This window comes from Lacrimispora amygdalina (assembly GCF_003432035.1).
Lineage (GTDB): Bacteria > Bacillota > Clostridia > Lachnospirales > Lachnospiraceae > Lacrimispora > Lacrimispora amygdalina.
This window is the reverse complement of sequence record NZ_QOHO01000064.1, coordinates 52,605-69,113: the sequence shown is the minus strand read 5'-3', so window position 1 is coordinate 69,113 and position 16,509 is coordinate 52,605. Positions and strand designations below refer to the sequence as shown.

General features: G+C 44.2%; 20 protein-coding genes and 1 pseudogene. All 21 read left to right on the top strand.

The genetic code is table 11. From position 1 onward, the window contains the following. Positions 1-77: 77 nt before the first annotated feature. Positions 78-1,349, top strand: a complete 1,272-nt coding sequence (locus tag DS742_RS19260) for a terminase (RefSeq protein ID WP_341457668.1) — start codon at positions 78-80, stop codon at positions 1,347-1,349. Further along, positions 1,350-2,906 carry a phage portal protein gene (locus DS742_RS19255; protein ID WP_117418596.1) on the top strand — a complete coding sequence of 519 codons (1,557 nt, stop codon included), beginning with the start codon at positions 1,350-1,352 and terminating at the stop codon, positions 2,904-2,906. It abuts the gene before it with no gap. Beyond that, positions 2,830-3,051 (top strand): hypothetical protein, encoded by a 222-nt coding sequence (locus DS742_RS19250; protein ID WP_242996626.1) that lies wholly within the window; start codon positions 2,830-2,832, stop codon positions 3,049-3,051. Before DS742_RS19255 ends, DS742_RS19250 begins: the two co-directional genes overlap by 77 nt. 4 nt (positions 3,052-3,055) lie before the next feature. Continuing rightward, positions 3,056-4,696 carry a phage minor capsid protein gene (locus DS742_RS19245; RefSeq protein WP_117418595.1) on the top strand — a complete coding sequence of 547 codons (1,641 nt, stop codon included), beginning with the start codon at positions 3,056-3,058 and terminating at the stop codon, positions 4,694-4,696. Next, a complete protein-coding gene (locus DS742_RS29815) occupies positions 4,693-4,824 on the top strand; it encodes a hypothetical protein (protein ID WP_278336081.1) in 132 nt (43 codons plus the stop codon). Before DS742_RS19245 ends, DS742_RS29815 begins: the two co-directional genes overlap by 4 nt. Positions 4,825-4,871: 47 nt before the next feature. Then, positions 4,872-4,997 carry a hypothetical protein gene (locus DS742_RS29810; protein ID WP_278336080.1) on the top strand — a complete coding sequence of 42 codons (126 nt, stop codon included), beginning with the start codon at positions 4,872-4,874 and terminating at the stop codon, positions 4,995-4,997. 310 nt (positions 4,998-5,307) lie between these two features. Continuing rightward, the gene (locus DS742_RS19240; RefSeq protein WP_117418594.1) at positions 5,308-5,913 is read left to right on the top strand and encodes a phage scaffolding protein; all 606 of its coding nucleotides are present in this window, start codon (positions 5,308-5,310) and stop codon (positions 5,911-5,913) included. 22 nt (positions 5,914-5,935) lie between these two features. After that, positions 5,936-6,895 (top strand): major capsid protein, encoded by a 960-nt coding sequence (locus DS742_RS19235; RefSeq protein ID WP_117418593.1) that lies wholly within the window; start codon positions 5,936-5,938, stop codon positions 6,893-6,895. A gap of 12 nt (positions 6,896-6,907) precedes the next feature. Then, positions 6,908-7,180, top strand: a complete 273-nt coding sequence (locus DS742_RS19230) for a hypothetical protein (RefSeq protein WP_117418592.1) — start codon at positions 6,908-6,910, stop codon at positions 7,178-7,180. A 1-nt stretch (position 7,181) separates the two neighbouring features. Next, positions 7,182-7,568, top strand: a complete 387-nt coding sequence (locus DS742_RS19225; RefSeq protein ID WP_117418591.1) for a head-tail connector protein — start codon at positions 7,182-7,184, stop codon at positions 7,566-7,568. Positions 7,569-7,671: 103 nt separating this feature from the next. Beyond that, the gene (locus DS742_RS19220; protein ID WP_242996624.1) at positions 7,672-7,911 is read left to right on the top strand and encodes a hypothetical protein; all 240 of its coding nucleotides are present in this window, start codon (positions 7,672-7,674) and stop codon (positions 7,909-7,911) included. Next, positions 7,911-8,291, top strand: coding sequence for a hypothetical protein (locus DS742_RS19215; RefSeq protein WP_117418589.1), 381 nt, complete (start codon positions 7,911-7,913; stop codon positions 8,289-8,291). The genes DS742_RS19220 and DS742_RS19215 overlap by 1 nt, the downstream gene beginning before the upstream one ends. Continuing rightward, the gene (locus DS742_RS19210; protein WP_117418588.1) at positions 8,291-8,698 is read left to right on the top strand and encodes a phage tail terminator protein; all 408 of its coding nucleotides are present in this window, start codon (positions 8,291-8,293) and stop codon (positions 8,696-8,698) included. The genes DS742_RS19215 and DS742_RS19210 overlap by 1 nt, the downstream gene beginning before the upstream one ends. A 5-nt stretch (positions 8,699-8,703) precedes the next feature. After that, positions 8,704-9,171 carry a phage tail tube protein gene (locus DS742_RS19205; RefSeq protein WP_117418587.1) on the top strand — a complete coding sequence of 156 codons (468 nt, stop codon included), beginning with the start codon at positions 8,704-8,706 and terminating at the stop codon, positions 9,169-9,171. Between the two features lie 14 nt (positions 9,172-9,185). Next, entirely contained in the window at positions 9,186-9,485 is a 300-nt protein-coding gene (locus DS742_RS19200; protein WP_117418586.1) for a hypothetical protein, read from the top strand. Between the two features lie 13 nt (positions 9,486-9,498). Further along, a pseudogene (locus DS742_RS19195) lies at positions 9,499-9,813 on the top strand (Gp15 family bacteriophage protein); the annotation flags it as partial. Between the two features lie 14 nt (positions 9,814-9,827). Next, positions 9,828-13,043 (top strand): phage tail protein, encoded by a 3,216-nt coding sequence (locus tag DS742_RS19190; RefSeq protein ID WP_117418584.1) that lies wholly within the window; start codon positions 9,828-9,830, stop codon positions 13,041-13,043. A gap of 135 nt (positions 13,044-13,178) precedes the next feature. After that, complete coding sequence (locus DS742_RS19185) at positions 13,179-13,436, top strand: hypothetical protein (protein WP_242996622.1); 258 nt, start codon at positions 13,179-13,181, stop codon at positions 13,434-13,436. Next, positions 13,436-15,682, top strand: coding sequence for a hypothetical protein (locus DS742_RS19180; protein WP_117418582.1), 2,247 nt, complete (start codon positions 13,436-13,438; stop codon positions 15,680-15,682). The genes DS742_RS19185 and DS742_RS19180 overlap by 1 nt, the downstream gene beginning before the upstream one ends. After that, the gene (locus DS742_RS19175) at positions 15,660-16,058 is read left to right on the top strand and encodes a hypothetical protein (protein ID WP_117418581.1); all 399 of its coding nucleotides are present in this window, start codon (positions 15,660-15,662) and stop codon (positions 16,056-16,058) included. The genes DS742_RS19180 and DS742_RS19175 overlap by 23 nt, the downstream gene beginning before the upstream one ends. Further along, positions 16,059-16,508: a hypothetical protein gene (locus DS742_RS19170; RefSeq protein ID WP_117418580.1), complete on the top strand. Its 450-nt coding sequence runs from the start codon at positions 16,059-16,061 to the stop codon at positions 16,506-16,508. It begins immediately after the preceding gene. Position 16,509: the final 1 nt, after the last annotated feature.

The window sequence follows — 16,509 nt, the reverse complement described above, 5'->3', positions numbered from 1 at the left end:
TGTAAAGCGCCGGTTGAATTCCTTGAGGGAACTTAACTACGGCTGCGGGTAAAACAACAGTCGGTCTTTTTAAATTCATGCTTAAGGTTGCGGAGAGCCCCAAGAAGCTGCACATCATAGCTGCAAAGGATACCGGAACTGCTGAGAAGAACATCATCAACAAGGATCTGGGGATTATAGACGACTTCGGGATACTGACTGAATACAACGGCAACGGTACCAAGGACGATAAGATCCCGCACATTCTCTTCCATACTTCAGGAGGAGATAAAGTTATCTACGTCTTGGGTTATGGCGATAAGAAGAAGTGGCAGAAAGCCCTGGGCGGTCAGTATGGCTGCCTGTACATAGACGAGATCAACACTGCAGATATTGAGTTTGTAAGAGAGTCAGCCATGCGGTGTGATTACCTGATGGGGACACTCAATCCTGATGATCCGAACCTGCCGGTCTACAAAGAATATATTAACTGTTCCCGTCCGCTTACTGAGTGGCAGGAGGAGACACCAAAAGAAATACTGGAAGAATTACGAGAGGAACCAAAGCCCGGCTGGGTGCATTGGTTCTTTTCTTTTACGCATAATTTGGGTCTGTCAAAGGAGAAACTGGAAAACATTATCCGGAATACTCCGAAAGGTACGAAGATCTGGAAGAACAAGATCCAGGGCTTACGAGGTAAGGCAACCGGCTTGATCTTCCCAAACTTTGACCGGAAAAAGCATGTGGTCAGTAAGGCTTATGCAAAACAGTTTATACGGAATCAGAACGACCGCCACCAGACAGAATGGTTTGTACACTTCTCTGCAGGGCTTGATACGTCCTATTCCCAGAAGTCACCGGATACCATTTCTATGAGCTTTATCGGGATCACGAACCGTGGCAACTGCATTGTGCTTGATGAGAAGGTGTACAACAACGCAGACCTGGGGACGCCCCTGGCCCCTACAGATACGGTCCATAACTTTATTGACTTCCTTGATCGCAACCGGAACGAATGGGGATTTGCAAGAGATACCTTTATCGACTCTGCGGATCAGGCAACAATAACCGAGTTTTTAAAATACAAGCGACTGAATGGCTGCGTTTACAATTTCAATGATGCCTGGAAGAAAGAGCAGATCATTGACCGTATTATCAATCAGTTAAACTGGTTTGCCGATGCAGGAGCAAAGCCATGTTTCTATATTGTTGATACCTGCTCAAATTATATCCGGGAGCTTGAAGTATACAGCTGGTTGGAAGATAAGGACAATACACCAGAAGATAGAAACGATCACATGGTAAACAGCGTGCAGTATGCATGGCTGCCATACGAAGTAAAAATCGGAACAGGAAGGAGGGCTTCATAAGTGGGTTGGTTTAAGGATATGTATTTTAAATTGCTTAAGATTGTGGGAGCAAAAGAGAGGCAGGTGGTCATAAAAGAACCGCTTTCCTTTCAAGGCAATGTACTAAAAAATAAGATCTGGTACCGTGGAGATCCGTCAGAGCTGGAACAGTTTTTCAAACAGACCGCTTACTGTGATGTGTTTAAGGCAAGGTTCTGGGCTTCCGTTCCATACCGGAAGGTAAGAAAGATCCATTCCGGCATTGTAGGAATCGTGGTGGATCGATTTAAGGATATTATAACTGCAGATCTAAACGATATCAGCTTTGGAGAAAAAGGGGATAATCAACCTTTAAAGGAATTATGGGATCAGATTGCAGAGGATAATGACTTTGAAGGACTCCTGGGCGAAGCGGTGGCCGGCGCGCTGTCAGCCGGTGATGGCGCTTTTAAAATAAGTTTGGATCAGGTCAGTAAATATCCGATCATAGAATTTTATGAGGCGGATCGGGTGGAGTACAAATATCAGCGGGGCAGGTTAACCGAGATTGTCTTTTCCACAAATTACTCATATCCGGATAACAAAGAAAAGGAATATCGCTTAGAGGAGACTTACGGAAAAGGGTATGTGCTTTATAAACTTTTTGATGATGCCGGTGGAGAAGTTCCGCTTAAGACTCTTCCGGAAACAGCAATTTATGAAGACACCGCTTATGATGGAGAATACATCATGGGGGTACCCCTTATCTTTTTCACATCAAGTAAGTGGAAGGGGCGAGGGAAAGCGCTGTTTGAGGGAAAGACGGACGATCTGGACGCTTTGGACGAAGTGATCAGCCAGTGGCTTGATGCGGTGAGAAAAGGAAGAGTCAACCGGTACATTCCTGAGGATATGGTTCCCAGGAATCCCAATACAGGGCAGCTGATAGAACCGAATGAGTTTGATAATGATTACATAGCCATCGGTGCAGTAAAGAAAGAAGGTTACAGCGATAAAATTGAAGTAGTTCAGCCCCAGATATCTTACGAAGCGTATCTAAACAGCTATACTTCCTTTCTGGATCTGGTTCTGCAGGGGATCATTTCTCCGGCTACTCTTGGCATTGATCTGAAAAAGACGGACAATGCAGAAAGCCAGAGGGAAAAGGAAAAGATCACCACTCATACCAGAGGAACACTGGTTAAGGTGCTGTGCAAAGTTCTCCCTGAGCTGGTAAGCAAAATTATGATGACTTATGACCAGATGCAGGAAAAGGCTCTTGGGGAGTATAAGGTTTCCGTCAAGTTTGGAGAGTATGCAGCTCCGGGCTTTGATGCCGTTGTGGAGACGGTCGGTAAGGCGCGAACCAGTGGAGTCATGAGCATAGAGAAGTCCATAGATGAAATGTACGGCGATACTCTGACAGAAGATGAAAAGGCAGAGGAAGTCAAGCGGATCAAGATTGAGCAGGGGATCTTTGAAACAGAAGAGCCTGGACTAAATACGGAAGGGGTAAAGGTAGATGAAAGTGAAGGTGATGAACCGCCCGTACCAAATGAGCCAGATCGAGTACCAGGGGCTCCTGAAAGTAGCAAGTGAGCAGGTTCCATTTGGCATTTACGCCGTTGAAAAAAAGGGTTATGCAGAGCTCCGGTGTGATAAGTGCAAAAGCATTACCCAGCTGAAAGAACTTACCCGGCAGTTTAAGGCACGGGGATATAAAGTTTTAGCAAACGGAAGGTGATCATATGAATGAGTATGATATCTCCGCTGCGTTTGAAGCGATCGAGCAGGAACTTATCTCATCCATGATCCGGAATATGGACCGGCATAAAGCTGAGGAACTTAAAGAAGGTTATGACTGGTCCATGTGGCAGACAGAGCAGCTTAAGGCTCTGGAGAAATATAAGCTGGAAAATCAGAAGAAGTACAGCAAGCAGTTTAAAAACATAAATGCCCAGATCGGGGAGCTTATCTGGCAGGCCAGACAGCAGGGAGGTATGAAGCAGGAGACGCAGATCCTCCGGGCTATCAAGAACGGCTTTAAAAACTATAAGCCCGCTTCGGCAGCCATGCAGGCGGAGTTTTTTAAACTTAATATCCGGAAGCTGGATGCCCTGATCAAAGCGACCGGTAATGATATGAAGAAAGCAGAAACAGCAGTCTTACGAATGGCCAATGACCAGTATCGTAAGGCTATTTTTAATGCCCAGGTGTATGCTAACTCTGGGGCGGGTACTTATGAAAAGGCAGTGGATATGGCTACCAAGGATATGCTTTCCCGTGGGCTTAACTGTGTGGAGTATAAAAATGGTGCACGCCATGTTCTGTCAGACTATGCGGACATGGCAATCCGGACAGCCAGTAAGCGGGCCTACTTGCAGGGAGAGGGGGAGAAACGTCAGGAATGGGGAATCAGTACCGTGATTGTGAACAAGCGAGGAAACCCCTGTCCCAAGTGTCTCCCGTTTGTAGGAAAAGTTCTGATTGACGATGTGTGGAGTGGAGGTAAGGCTTCTGATGGTCCGTATCCCCTTATGAGCGCAGCCATTGCAAGAGGACTCTATCACCCAAGGTGCAAAGATAGTCACAGCACATATTTTCCTGGGATATCTACAGCAGAAGATACCTGGACCAGAGAAGAACTAAAATCTATTGAAAAATCTTATAAGCAGGAGCAGGATCAGCAATACAATCAGAGACAGGCGGATAAGTATGGCAGGCTTGCGGAATATTCCTTAGATGAAGAAAATCAACAGCACTATGAAAGGAAAGCTAAACAGTGGAATCATATCAGGTTTAAAACCGGGGATATAGATAGTAATGCATATATGCGATCAAAGAAGCCGCTGGCTAATTTTAGGGCTGTCCCACAACAGGAGGTAGTAAAGGTACTTAGAGAAGAATATGACGAGTGGATAGGACTCCTTACAGATGAGGAATCCCATGCAATAAGTAAGTATACCTATAATTCCTTTGAGCCTGATGATAACAAATTTTATTTAAAGCTTAATGCAATGCTAAGGGGAGATATGGAAAAAAATTATGAAATCATGAAGTACTCAGATGTGATATCGAGAGCATTGAAGAAGCATAGACTTAAACAAGATATAATTTGTTATAGAAATATGGACATTAATCCTTTGACGGGATTTAAGACAGGAGATATATTTACCTGGCAACAATTTGTAAGTACTTCAGTGATACCAGGAAGGGCATTAAAAAAGAAGTATCAAATTGCTATATTTGCGCCAAAAGGAACAGCAGGAGCATATATTGAAAAAGTCAGTAAATTTCCTCAACAAAGGGAGTTGCTCCTTGACAAAGACTGCGTATACAGAGTAATATTAAATCAAGAAGATAAAGTGGAACTGGAGGTAGTGCCATGAGTTCATATCCGGACGAAATGAATGAAGAAGAAAGAAAAAACTGGGAAGAAAAAATGGCAGAGCCATTAAAACCCAAAAAACTTACAGAAGAAGAAATAGAAAATCTTAGAAAAGCTGGTCGCCTCTAAAGGTAGTTCTATTGTAAAATAAGTAGATTGGAGTTAAAAATTATTCCATGAATAAGTCAGAGAAAGAAAAAGAAGCCTATGAGGCGTATAAAGACAGGCTTTCAATGCCAGCATGTCCTATTAAGCTCATGCCAGAAGAAATTAAAGAACTAAAAAAGCAAGGAAGGATTTAATACCATCTGTCAGTAAAATGGCCGGTGGTATTTTTATGGAGAAATCTATGATACAAATGTATTTTATAATCAAGACTTGTTTACTGATAACATGGTTAATACTTGCAGTGATAACTGTGATATGGAAAATATATAAGTGTTTTCATTAGTCCGAGGTACGGTATTCTTATATTCAAAAGTTGCGACCGTCGCAACAGATCGGAGGCAGTATGAACCGGATAAGAGAGGATCCGATATAATTAAAAATTATTACAGATAAAGCGCGCAGGATAACCTGGGCGTTATTTTATTGCATAGAAAGGATGAGATTATGAAAAAAGAAGCATTTATCGCACTGGGAATTAGTGAGGATCAGGCAGCCAAAGCAGCAGAGGCTTCAAAAAAGGAGCTGGAATCTTACGTACCTAAAACTGATTATGACGCAGCCAATCAGGTAAAGGGACAGCTTGAAAAGGATATCAAGGACAGGGATAAGCAGCTGGAAGATTTAAAGAAGAACAGCGGGGACAATGCGGAGCTGAAAAAACAGATCGAAACCCTGCAGGCAGAAAACAAAGCAGCCTTAGAGAAAAACGAAGCTGACATGAAGGAGTTAAAACTTTCCACTGCCATTAAGCTGGCCATTGCCGAGTCTGCTCAGGACGCAGATCTGGTAACTGGCTTGTTCGATAAGTCTAAGCTGATTCTTTCTGATGATGGGAAGGTAACTGGTTTGGAAGAGCAGTTAAAGTCCATAAAGGAATCTAAACCGTTTCTATTTAAAGAAGAAAAGGCAGAACCAGCAAAGAATACAGGGTTCCGCCCTCTTGGCGCACCCGGTCAGCAGTCCCAGGGAGGAACCAAAACCGATGATGGAAAGGTAAATATGAAATCTGCCATTGAAGCAGCGCTTCAGGCACAGATGCCATCTAAATAAAAATTAAGGAGATGAAAAGACTATGGCTATTACGTTAGAAGAAGCAAGAAAAAATGTGCAGGATGACCTGCAGATCGGGGTGATTGATGAATTCAGAAAGTCTAACTGGATCCTGGATCATATCACGTTCGATGATGCCGTTTCACCAACCGGAGGCGGAGCAACACCTACTTATTCCTACACCAGATTAAAAACACAGCCTACGGCGCAGTTCCGTGAGATCAATAAGGAGTATACACCTCATGAGGTGACCAAGGAGCGTCATTCCGTGGATATTAAGGTGTTTGGTGGATCCTATCAGATTGACCGTGTTATTGCCAATATGGGAGGTATCGTATCTGAAATCGATTTACAGCAGTCCCAGAAAATCAAGGCGGCTCAGGCATTGTTTAATGATACCTTTATTAATGGCGACAGTGCGGTGGACAGTAATGCTTTTGATGGTCTGGAAAAGGCCCTGGCTGGCAGTTCAACAGAATACAATACTGGTGCATCAGTTATTGATTTATCCACATCCCAGATGGTAACGGATAATTTCCAATACTTCCTGGATATGCTTGATGAATTCCTTCGCGGACTTGATGGAGAACCCTCTTTCATTGCAGGCAACACCAAACTGATCTCCAAACTGAGAGCATGTGCAAGACGCGCCTCCATGTATCAGGTGACAAAGAGTGATTGGGGAACCAACGTGGAAGCTTACGGAAATATTCCTTTCGTAGATCTGGGAGCAAAACCGGGAACCAATGATGAAGTGGTGAACATTGATGCAACCAAAGGAACCACATCCCTCTTTGCAGCAAGGCTGGCGCTTGATGGACTTCACGGCGTGTCCTTTGCAGGAGTAGCGCCGGTGCAGACCTGGCTTCCTGACTTTACAACGGCAGGAGCAGTAAAGACGGGTGAAGTGGAAATGAACGCAGCAATCGCCTTAAAGGCTTCCAAAGCCGCTGGGGCATTCCGTAATATTAAAGTAAAATAAGGAGGGGTTTCCATGAAAGTATTTGCACCCAACAAACAGTATACAGGTACGTCCGCCAGCGTACCTTTTTTAAACGGCGTGGGAGAGACAGAGGATCCTCGCCTGTTACATTGGTTCAAAAGCCATGGGTATGAAGTAGAGAATCTTCCAGAATTAGGAGATCCTGCCATAGATCAGGGCGAACCCCAACAGGAGAATCCTGAAGCCCCGGAAGAAAATGCAGAGAAAGAACCTGATAAGGAAGTAAAGAAAGGAAAATCTGCGAGCCAGAAAGCAGGTGAGTAAGATGACCTACGTTCCCTATGTAACGCCGGATTATTACAAAGAAATCTATAAAGGCAGCACGGTACCAGATGATCAACTGGAGAGAACACTCCGTCAAGCCAGCCGCCATATTGATTCCCTGACCTACAACCGTATTGTGGGCCGGGGATTTTCCAATTTGACCGAGTTTCAACAGGAAGTCATTCAGGAAGTGGTATGTCTGCAGGCAGATTTCGAGCATGAAAACGCTGATGAGATCAACACAATCCTGTCCAGCTACAGTATCAACGGAGTGTCGGCGCAGTTTGGGAGCTCTTGGAATGTGTTTATGGATAAAGGCGTGGCAATGAAACGAGACGTATACGCACAGCTGTCCCAGACGGGCCTGTGCTGCCGGTTAGCGAGGTGATCCTATGAAATACCCATGTTTAGTACCGAAAAGCCTATGTAAGACAAATATAAAGGTCCACCTTGAAAGTGAAGAGACTAACAACCTGGGAGAGCCTAAATATATGGCTGATTTAGATTTAAAGTGCAACTTTCAGGACAGGGCAAAGACAATCCTTACAGCAGAAAAGAAGCTGGTCCAGATAACCGGAACGGCCATGTTTCCTGATGATATTGCGCCAGACTTCCCAACCTTAAGCGGGGGTACCGTTACTGTATTTGGGGAAGAGAGGCGGATCGAGCAGGGGACTAAGAACCGGAATCCGGACGGTACCGTAAACTTTTGCACATTGGAGGTAATCTAATGCAGGTGAAATCAACGGTTAAAATGAATATGCCACGGATCCGGCAACTGACACAGGCTGCCGTAACAGCTTTAGAGCTGACTGCAGAAGCTTTGCACACGGAGGTTCTTCAGGCGCAGGTTATGCCGTTTGATACAGGAAATCTTCAAGGGGAAAGTTTCTTTGCTGATTATTCCGATTCCTCCAGAGGAAAGGTTCAACTTGTAACCAGTACTCCTTATGCAAGGCGTTTGTATTTTCACCCGGAATATAATTTCCAAACCCATGAGAACCCAAATGCAAAAGGACGGTGGTATGAAGATTGGTTACCTGGAGGAAGCAAGGCAGATTTTGCGCCAAAGGAATTTAAGAAGTTATATAAGAAAGTAGGTGGTGTGTGATGCTGTCTTTAAAAGATGTACGCCAGTACATATCTAGCCTGAACATTGCTACAGATGATAACGTCTACATGGGGAAACTGGATAATAAAAGTCAGAAATCCATTGGAGTTTATAGCCGGCCGTCTTCTGGACCTGCCAATATTGCCATTGGTGGATTGGAATGCACCACCTACGATACGAAGCCGGTTTCTCTTCTGGTCCACTGGAATAAAAGTAAGGACGAAACAGAGAGAGCGGCTTTTGAGCTGTTTGAGAAACTAAGAAGTGTTACCAGCCTTACCATAGGAGATACCCTTATCAATTACCTGCACCTGATGGTTCCTGAACCGCAGGACGTAGGGACAGATGATGCAGGAGTGTATGAATATGTGATCTGGCTGGATTTTATTTATGAAAGGAACAGGTAAGAAATATGGACTGTACTGCTAAAGTATATCCCGTAAATAATAATAAATTTAAAGTCGGCTTAAACGGACTTAAAGATACAATGACCATGATTGCCAACCTGACGAATTTTGCCCCCAGTATTGAAGGAGGCGTAGAAGAGTGGAACGCCATGGAGCATGAGGGCTGGGGAGATGCAATGATGACCAGTAAAAAGTTATCATTCTCTTTCCAGGGTAAACGTACCTATGGCGATCCGGGCAATGATTATGTTGCAGGTCTTGCATGGAAATCCGGTAATGATGTAGTGGCTCCGTTTGAATGGGAAATGCCATCCGGAGCAAAGGTGGCTTTTGATGCAATTATCAATGTGACCACTCCTGCAGGTGGCGATAGTACGGCGGTTGATGCGCTGGAGTTTGAAGTTAAGTGCAAGGGTAAACCAACGTTCACAGAAACGACAACAACTACAAAAACAACAGCAGCTAAAGTATAAGGAGGGAGTTACAGATGGCAAAAGTGGTTGATATTACAGAGAAGTTGACTTTTGAAGGAAATCCTTCGTTGATGATTAAGGGAAAGAAACTGGAAGTAAATGCAGATGCTCCCACCATGTTAAAGGTTATGGGAATTATGAGTGCAGAACCCCCCAATTTGGCTGAAATGCTTCAGGCTTATGAAATGATGTTTACAGAGAAAGCAAAAGCAGAGATTGTTAAGCTGGGAATTAATACAAAGGATCTTATGATTGTAATAAGTGAAGCAGTAAGCTTGGTTATGGGAGAAACAGCCAGCCAGGGAGAGCAGTGACCCGTACTACGATCTATTTGAAGACTGGGACTTGATTGTATCCAGTTTTTTAACGCAGTACGGGTTGAGAATACGAACAAAAGAATTTGAATCTGTTAGCTGGGATGAGTTTAAATCCCTGATAGCCGGAATTGATCCTGAAACTCCTCTGGGGCGAGTTGTGGCGATCCGAGCAGAGACAGATAAGAACGTAATTAAGAATTTCAACAAGGATCAAAAGCGCATATACAATGCCTGGAGGAATCGGAAGGCAGAAACAATGCCACCGGCTACTTATGAACAGGAAATGAAAGCGCTGGAAAAAATGTTTGCAGACTTGTGCAGATAGGAGGTGAGTGAACAATGGCTGAAAGCGTGGGTCAGATTGGTCTTGACCTTGTAGTTAATCAAAATAATTTCAATAGACAGATGGCTGGTATTCAAGGTCTTGCTTCAAAAGCAGCAAAGGCTCTGGCGGCCGCTTTTGCTGTTAAGAAGATTGTTGACTTTGGAGCTCAGTGCGTAAAGCTGGGGTCTGACCTTGCTGAGGTGCAGAACGTAGTTGATGTAACCTTTCCTAACATGAATAAGCAGATCGACCAGTTTGCCAAGAATGCCATAACGTCCTTTGGATTATCAGAGACTATGGCTAAGAGGTTTACAGGTACCTTTGGAGCCATGGCGAAAGCTTTCGGATTTTCAGAAAGTGCTGCTTATGATATGTCCACTACCCTGACCGGTCTGGCCGGAGATGTGGCATCCTTTTACAACCTTTCACAGGACGAGGCTTATACGAAGCTGAAATCCGTGTTCACTGGTGAAACAGAAACGCTTAAGGATCTGGGTATCGTAATGACCCAGAATGCCCTTGACAGCTATGCCCTTGCTAATGGTTACGGCAAGGTAACGGCTAAAATGTCAGAGGCAGAAAAGGTGGCGTTGCGATATAAGTTCGTACAAGATCAGCTGGCCCTTGCTACCGGAGATTTTACCCGTACAAGTGACAGCTGGGCTAATCAGGTCCGGGTATTAAAACTTCAGTTCGATTCGTTAAAAGCCACCATTGGCCAGGGGCTTATCAATGTACTTACTCCGGTGATAAAGGTAATTAACACTATTATCGGGAAGCTGATGAGTCTGGCCAACGCCTTTAAATCATTTACGGAGCTGATATCTGGAAAGAAAGGTTCCAGTGGTGCTTCGGCTGCAGCTGTTTCTGGTATGGAAGCTGTTACCAATGCGGCTGATAATGCCTCTGGAGCAATAGGCGGAACCGGTGGGGCTGCAAAGAAAGCAGCCAAGGATATTAAGGGTATGTCCACCGGTATTGATGAATTGAATGTCATAAGTCCGGATACTGGCTCTGACAGCTCTGGTGTTGCTGGAGGGGTTGGCGGTTACGCTGCGGATGAGTTTGATATGGGAGCAGTGGATACCACCGGTGTTGAGGAAGCCAGTAACAAATACCAGGCGTTAATTGATAGAGCGCGAGAACTGAAAGATCTATTTAAGACTGGTTTTAGTATCGGTTTTGGAGACACATCAGTCATTGACAGCATTCAGAAGTCCATACAAGGTATCGGACAGAGCCTAAAAGGGATATTTACAGATCCAACGGTTTTAGCTTCTGCTGAGGAATTTGGAAACAGGTTAGCAGTAAATTTTGGAAAGATTGCAGGAAGCATGGCTTCTATAGGGGCAACGCTTGCAGATAATTTACTGGGTGGGATTGATAAGTTCTTAGAACAGAACAGCCAGCGGATTAAGGATTATCTGGTATCTATGTTTGATATCGGCGCGGAGATCACCGACATTGTAGGTAATTTCAATGTGGCATTTGCAACGATTTTCTCAGCCTTTCGCAGTGACAGTGCAAAGCAGATCACGGCAGATATTATAGGCATTTTTTCGAGTGCCTTTATGGGTGTGACGGAGCTGGCCGGAAAGCTGGGTAGAGATGTTCTGGACTTGATTACAGCTCCATTTATCCAGAACAGGGATCTTATTAAACAGACTCTTGAAGATACATTTTCTGCAGTAGAGCCTATTTTCTCTGAAATAAAATCAATTGTTGATGAAGCATTTACTAAAATCAACGAAACCTATGACACTCATATCAAGCCAATGCTGGATTCGTTTAAGCAGGGGTTTACAGAGATAGCAACAAAGCTCCTGGAGCTTTACAATACCTACTTCCTTCCAATCATTACAGATCTATCCGTACAGTTTCAGGCGTTTCGAGAGGAATATTTATCCCCTCTGATTGATAAGTTCATGGAGTTTGCAGGAAAAGTGGCAGATGCAATAACTGTGCTTTGGGAAAACGTGTTAAAGCCCTTTATTCTTTGGTTCATGGAAGCGGCAACTCCAATCATTGCAGAGTTTATCCAGAATGTGATAGACGGATTTTTCCGTTTCTTTGAAGGTGTAAGTACAGTTGTAGGGGATATATTAACAGCTTTAAGTGGTCTTATGGATTTTATAATTGGAGTTTTCACCGGTGACTGGAATCTGGCATGGGAAGGAATAAAAACATTCTTTGGCGGTATCTGGGATGCTATGAAGGATATCGTATCTACAGTAATGGATGTTATTGACTCTGTAATACAGATTGTCCTCGGTGTTATAAAATCTGTCTGGGAACTCATTTGGAATGGCATAAAAACCTTTGTGTCAAATATTTGGACCTCCATACAGGATAATATTACAAAAGCTTCTGAAGCCATAAGAGATAAATTGTCAGAGATCTGGGACAGCGTAAAGCAAACGATTGAGGAAAAATGGAATGCCATTAAGGAGTGGTTTGATCAGATCTGGCAGAAGATCAAAGATGTGTTTAAGCTTGATGAAATGACTCAGATTGGCAAAGATGTAATGAATAAGTTCTGGGGTGGTATGCAGGAGATATGGGAAAGCATTAAAAGCTGGCTAAGTGGGATCGCTGATGAAGTAGGAAAAGCGTTTAATTCGGTTGTCGACGGGGCGAAGAATCTATTTAAAAATGCCAAAGAGGATGCGGAGAGTGAAGCAGGGGAAAAGGAAGAAAAAGAAAGCTCTTCTGGTCCAGGTAGCACGAAAGGCCATGTAAACAGTGGTCCAGGTGTGAAAGGCCATGCAACCGGCGGATTCCCGACTTCTGGCAGTTTATTTATTGCCAACGAAAACGGCAATCCGGAAATGGTTGGAAACTGGGGCGGTAAAGCAGCTGTTGCTAATAATATGCAGATTACAGAAGGTATTACAAGAGCGGTTCAGTACGGTATGAGATCTGCCATCGCTCCATTAGCCTCCAGCATAAGTGCCATTGTCAACAATGCTACCCCGCAGCTGTCTCTGATCGGAACCACAGGGCGCAGTACAGGAACAGCAGACCAGGTTCAAAATATGGCGAATCAGGTTATGACTATGCCGACAGAGTCCATGTCCGATCATTATCTGACCCTTATGGTAGATTTACTTCAAAAGATTGTTGATCTGATAGAAGCCATGGATCTGACTGTAAATATTGATATCCGAGAGATTAAAAGCAAACTTGCCGATCTGGATAAGAGAAGCGGTTACACAATGAGACCAACGTAAAGGAGGCGGTGCTATATCGCAGTAATAACAATTAATGGTCGGGAGTTTCCGTCTCCCGACATTGGAAGTAATCTGGTTGTCGCAACAAATGTAAGTGACGGGAAAAACGCACTGGGTGAGTTTGTTGGGCAAAAAGTGGGAAGAGATCAGCATAAATTTGAGGGATTACAGTGGAAGTTTTTAGACGCTGCCACCTGGGCCGCTATGCTGCAGGAGTTTGATAAGTTTGTGGTCACAGCAAGAATTCCGGATATGGTACATAATCGCATGATGACAATCCGAATGTATCCAGGGAATCGGACGGCCACGCCCATTGAGTTTGATAAGGAAGGACTTCCCACTATGTATCAGGATTGTAAAGTAAATATTATTGACTGCGGGGTGATAGAATAATGCAGGCAGTGAGCACCCAATACAAGGACCACATGAAGTCAAAAGATCGCTTGCGCAATCAGACCTATATCCGGGTTACCATTGGTCTGATCAACCAGGAGGCGCAGGCCAGTGCATACATACCCGATCATGAGAACTATACTTATTATTCCAGTTTCAAGCGGCCTTTAGACAATTATGAGGTCCAGGAGCTTTATGCTACCTGTGATCAGGATTACACGCCGGTAGATGGCAGCATGTACTTCCTTCCAAGAGCCAGGGCGGATGTGGTGTTAAATCAAGGGATTGTGTCAAAGGAACTTATGGGGCCGGTGGAAATCCGGTTCCCAGTCCAGCATGATATTAAGGGTTTGACTGTAGAATTTGGAAAAGCCTATCCGGTGGATTTTGTTATAGAATCTGAAAACAACACGGTGGAGATTACCGGGAATACTGCAGGGCATTTTGTAACAGAGGAGATTTTTGCAGGAGCAACATTCCTGCGCTTTACGCCCTCCCGAATGCTAAACGGTCAAGGTCGGTTCCGGATCCATAAGATCACTATGGGAATCGGGATCTACTTTGATAATCAGAGGATCCTGTCTGCCACGAAAAAGGAGCATATCAGTCCGATCATGGAGGAGCTGCCGACCATAGACTTTAATCTGTCCGTAAACAATAAAGACAGAGCCTTTGATATTGAGAATGAAGAAAGCTCCGTAAACTTCCTGGAGATTGGCCAAGACATAACGGTCCTATATGGACAGGAGCTTGATGATGGATCCGTGGAGTGGCTACCAGGAGCAAAGGTACAGTTAAAGGAATGGTCTGCAGATGATGAGGAAATGACTTTTTCCGCCTCTGATCGGTTCGACTATATGGACGGAACTTATCACAGAGGTCTGTATCGCCCGGAAGGGATCAGTCTGTATGACCTGGCACTTGATGTGCTTTCCGATGCGGGAATTGATAACCGGACCTACTGGATTGACAGCTATTTAAAGTCTGTGAAAGTGGTAAATCCGATGCCGGTTGTCGCACACAAGGAAGCCCTGCAGCTGATTGCCAATGCTGGCCGGTGTATTCTTTACCAGGACAGAGAGGGAAATATTTTTCTAAAATCCAGCTTCATTCCGGTTATGGAGGCAAGTTCAAATAATGAGACTTATTTCAGTCGTGCAGGATCCGTCCTGGATAAATCGACAAAGAAGCCGTATGCAATGACAACACAAAACTATACAAGCGCAACCCCTATACAGTATTTTCTGCCAAGGCAGGAAGAAGGTGCAATCTACCTAAATGCCGGATATGTCTCAGAAGCAGTAGCAGGAAGTGATGGATCCTTTGCAGTCAATCCAATTGTAGAAATTAACCTGGAAGCTTCATTCAAATGCTTCGGGTTGACTTTGGAGTTTGGCAGTAATAATCCTTTGGAAATGGTCTTTCACGCCTACCATGACGGACAACCGGTGGAAGATTACACAGTAACAGATCTGACTGCAATATCGGTCATTAGCCATGAATTTGAGGAGTTTGACAGGCTGATCTTGGAGTTTACTAAGGAATTTCCGAATAACCGGATAGTCTTAAATAATATCACTTTTGGGGACAGAACCGATTATGTTTTTGAGTACGGTCATGAATTGACCAAAACGCCAAAGGGAACACAGCTTGCCAAGGTTAGGGAGCTGCAGGTAATCAGAACGCTTTACAATCAGGCGGGAGAAAAAAAGGAACTGGCGAAAGAATCGATTATGGTAACGGCTGCAGATAACCGGTATAACTTTTACTTTACCAATCCATCGTATGACTTGTCCTGTACGCTGACAGCGCCAAGAGAGGGGCAGATGGCAACTATTATAGATAGCAGCAATTATTTTGCCACGGTGGAGATTACAGGGGTTACAGGGACCGTTGAGGTATCCATATCTGGTCGAGAGTGTACAACTGTTAAAACTAAAATAAGCCGCCAACTTAACCCAACCGGCAGTATGGAAACATGGGAAAATCCTCTGGTATCTGATGCAGTCCATGCCGCAAATATTGCGGACTGGATTGGTGACTATCTAAAGTCAGATCGGCAGTATGATCTTCAGTATCGTGGAGAACCCAGGATAGAGGCGAACGACATCGCATTTCTGGAAAACAAATATGTCCCTGATCTGCTCCTGCGGGTATATGAACATTCTTTAAAATTTAATGGAGCCTTAAGCGGCACCATAAAGGCAAGGAGGGACATGAGCAATGTGGCAGCTGCCAAAGACTAACTGGAAGGAAAGTGACTTCTTTAATATAGAGGACTACAACCGCATAAAAGGAAACATAAATGAAATCCGGTCACAGGCACTTCTGCTCTGGCCGGATTTTGAGTTTGAGGATATGGGATCTGATAAGACCTATGAGGACTATGGATTCTACGCGGATGAGATCAACCGGTTTGAGGCTAATGTGGACCATATTTGTAATGGTACCTACCCATTTAAAATCGGTGACCGTCAAACCTTTTATGATAATCAGCCCTTTATTGATTGGAAGGAACTGAATCGAATTGAAGAAGCCAGCCGGTTGATCTACAGTAATATACAAAGCCGCTATCACGGCAGAAAAACATTATCTTTTACACTAAATGGAGGTACTTTTTAAATGGAACTAAAAACAGATTATAAGGATGCCATGTTTGATGGCCAGCGCCGGTACCGCCTGATCCCAAATGAAGATGGAACTTACAGTCTTCCGGACGAAACAACGTACACCCAGAAGGGCGATAAGTTCGGGGCCAATGATATTAACTCAACCAATGAAGCTGTTAACCGGCTTAACCATGTGACTGAAATAACCCTGACGGCTTCAGGGTGGACCGGTAGCGCAGCGCCTTTCACACAAACAGTGACGGTATCAGGAGCGACGCAAGACTCGGAGGCTATGGTTGTAAGTGCCTTGGCAGATGGTGCCACAGAGACCGTCCAAAAGGCTTATAGTAAAGCTTTTGGTATTGTGACAAGTGGAGTTGCATCTCTGGGTGATGGGACAGCAACCTTTAAAGTATACAAAAAGCCGGTAACAGATATTAAGATCGGCTTGAAAGGAGTGTAAT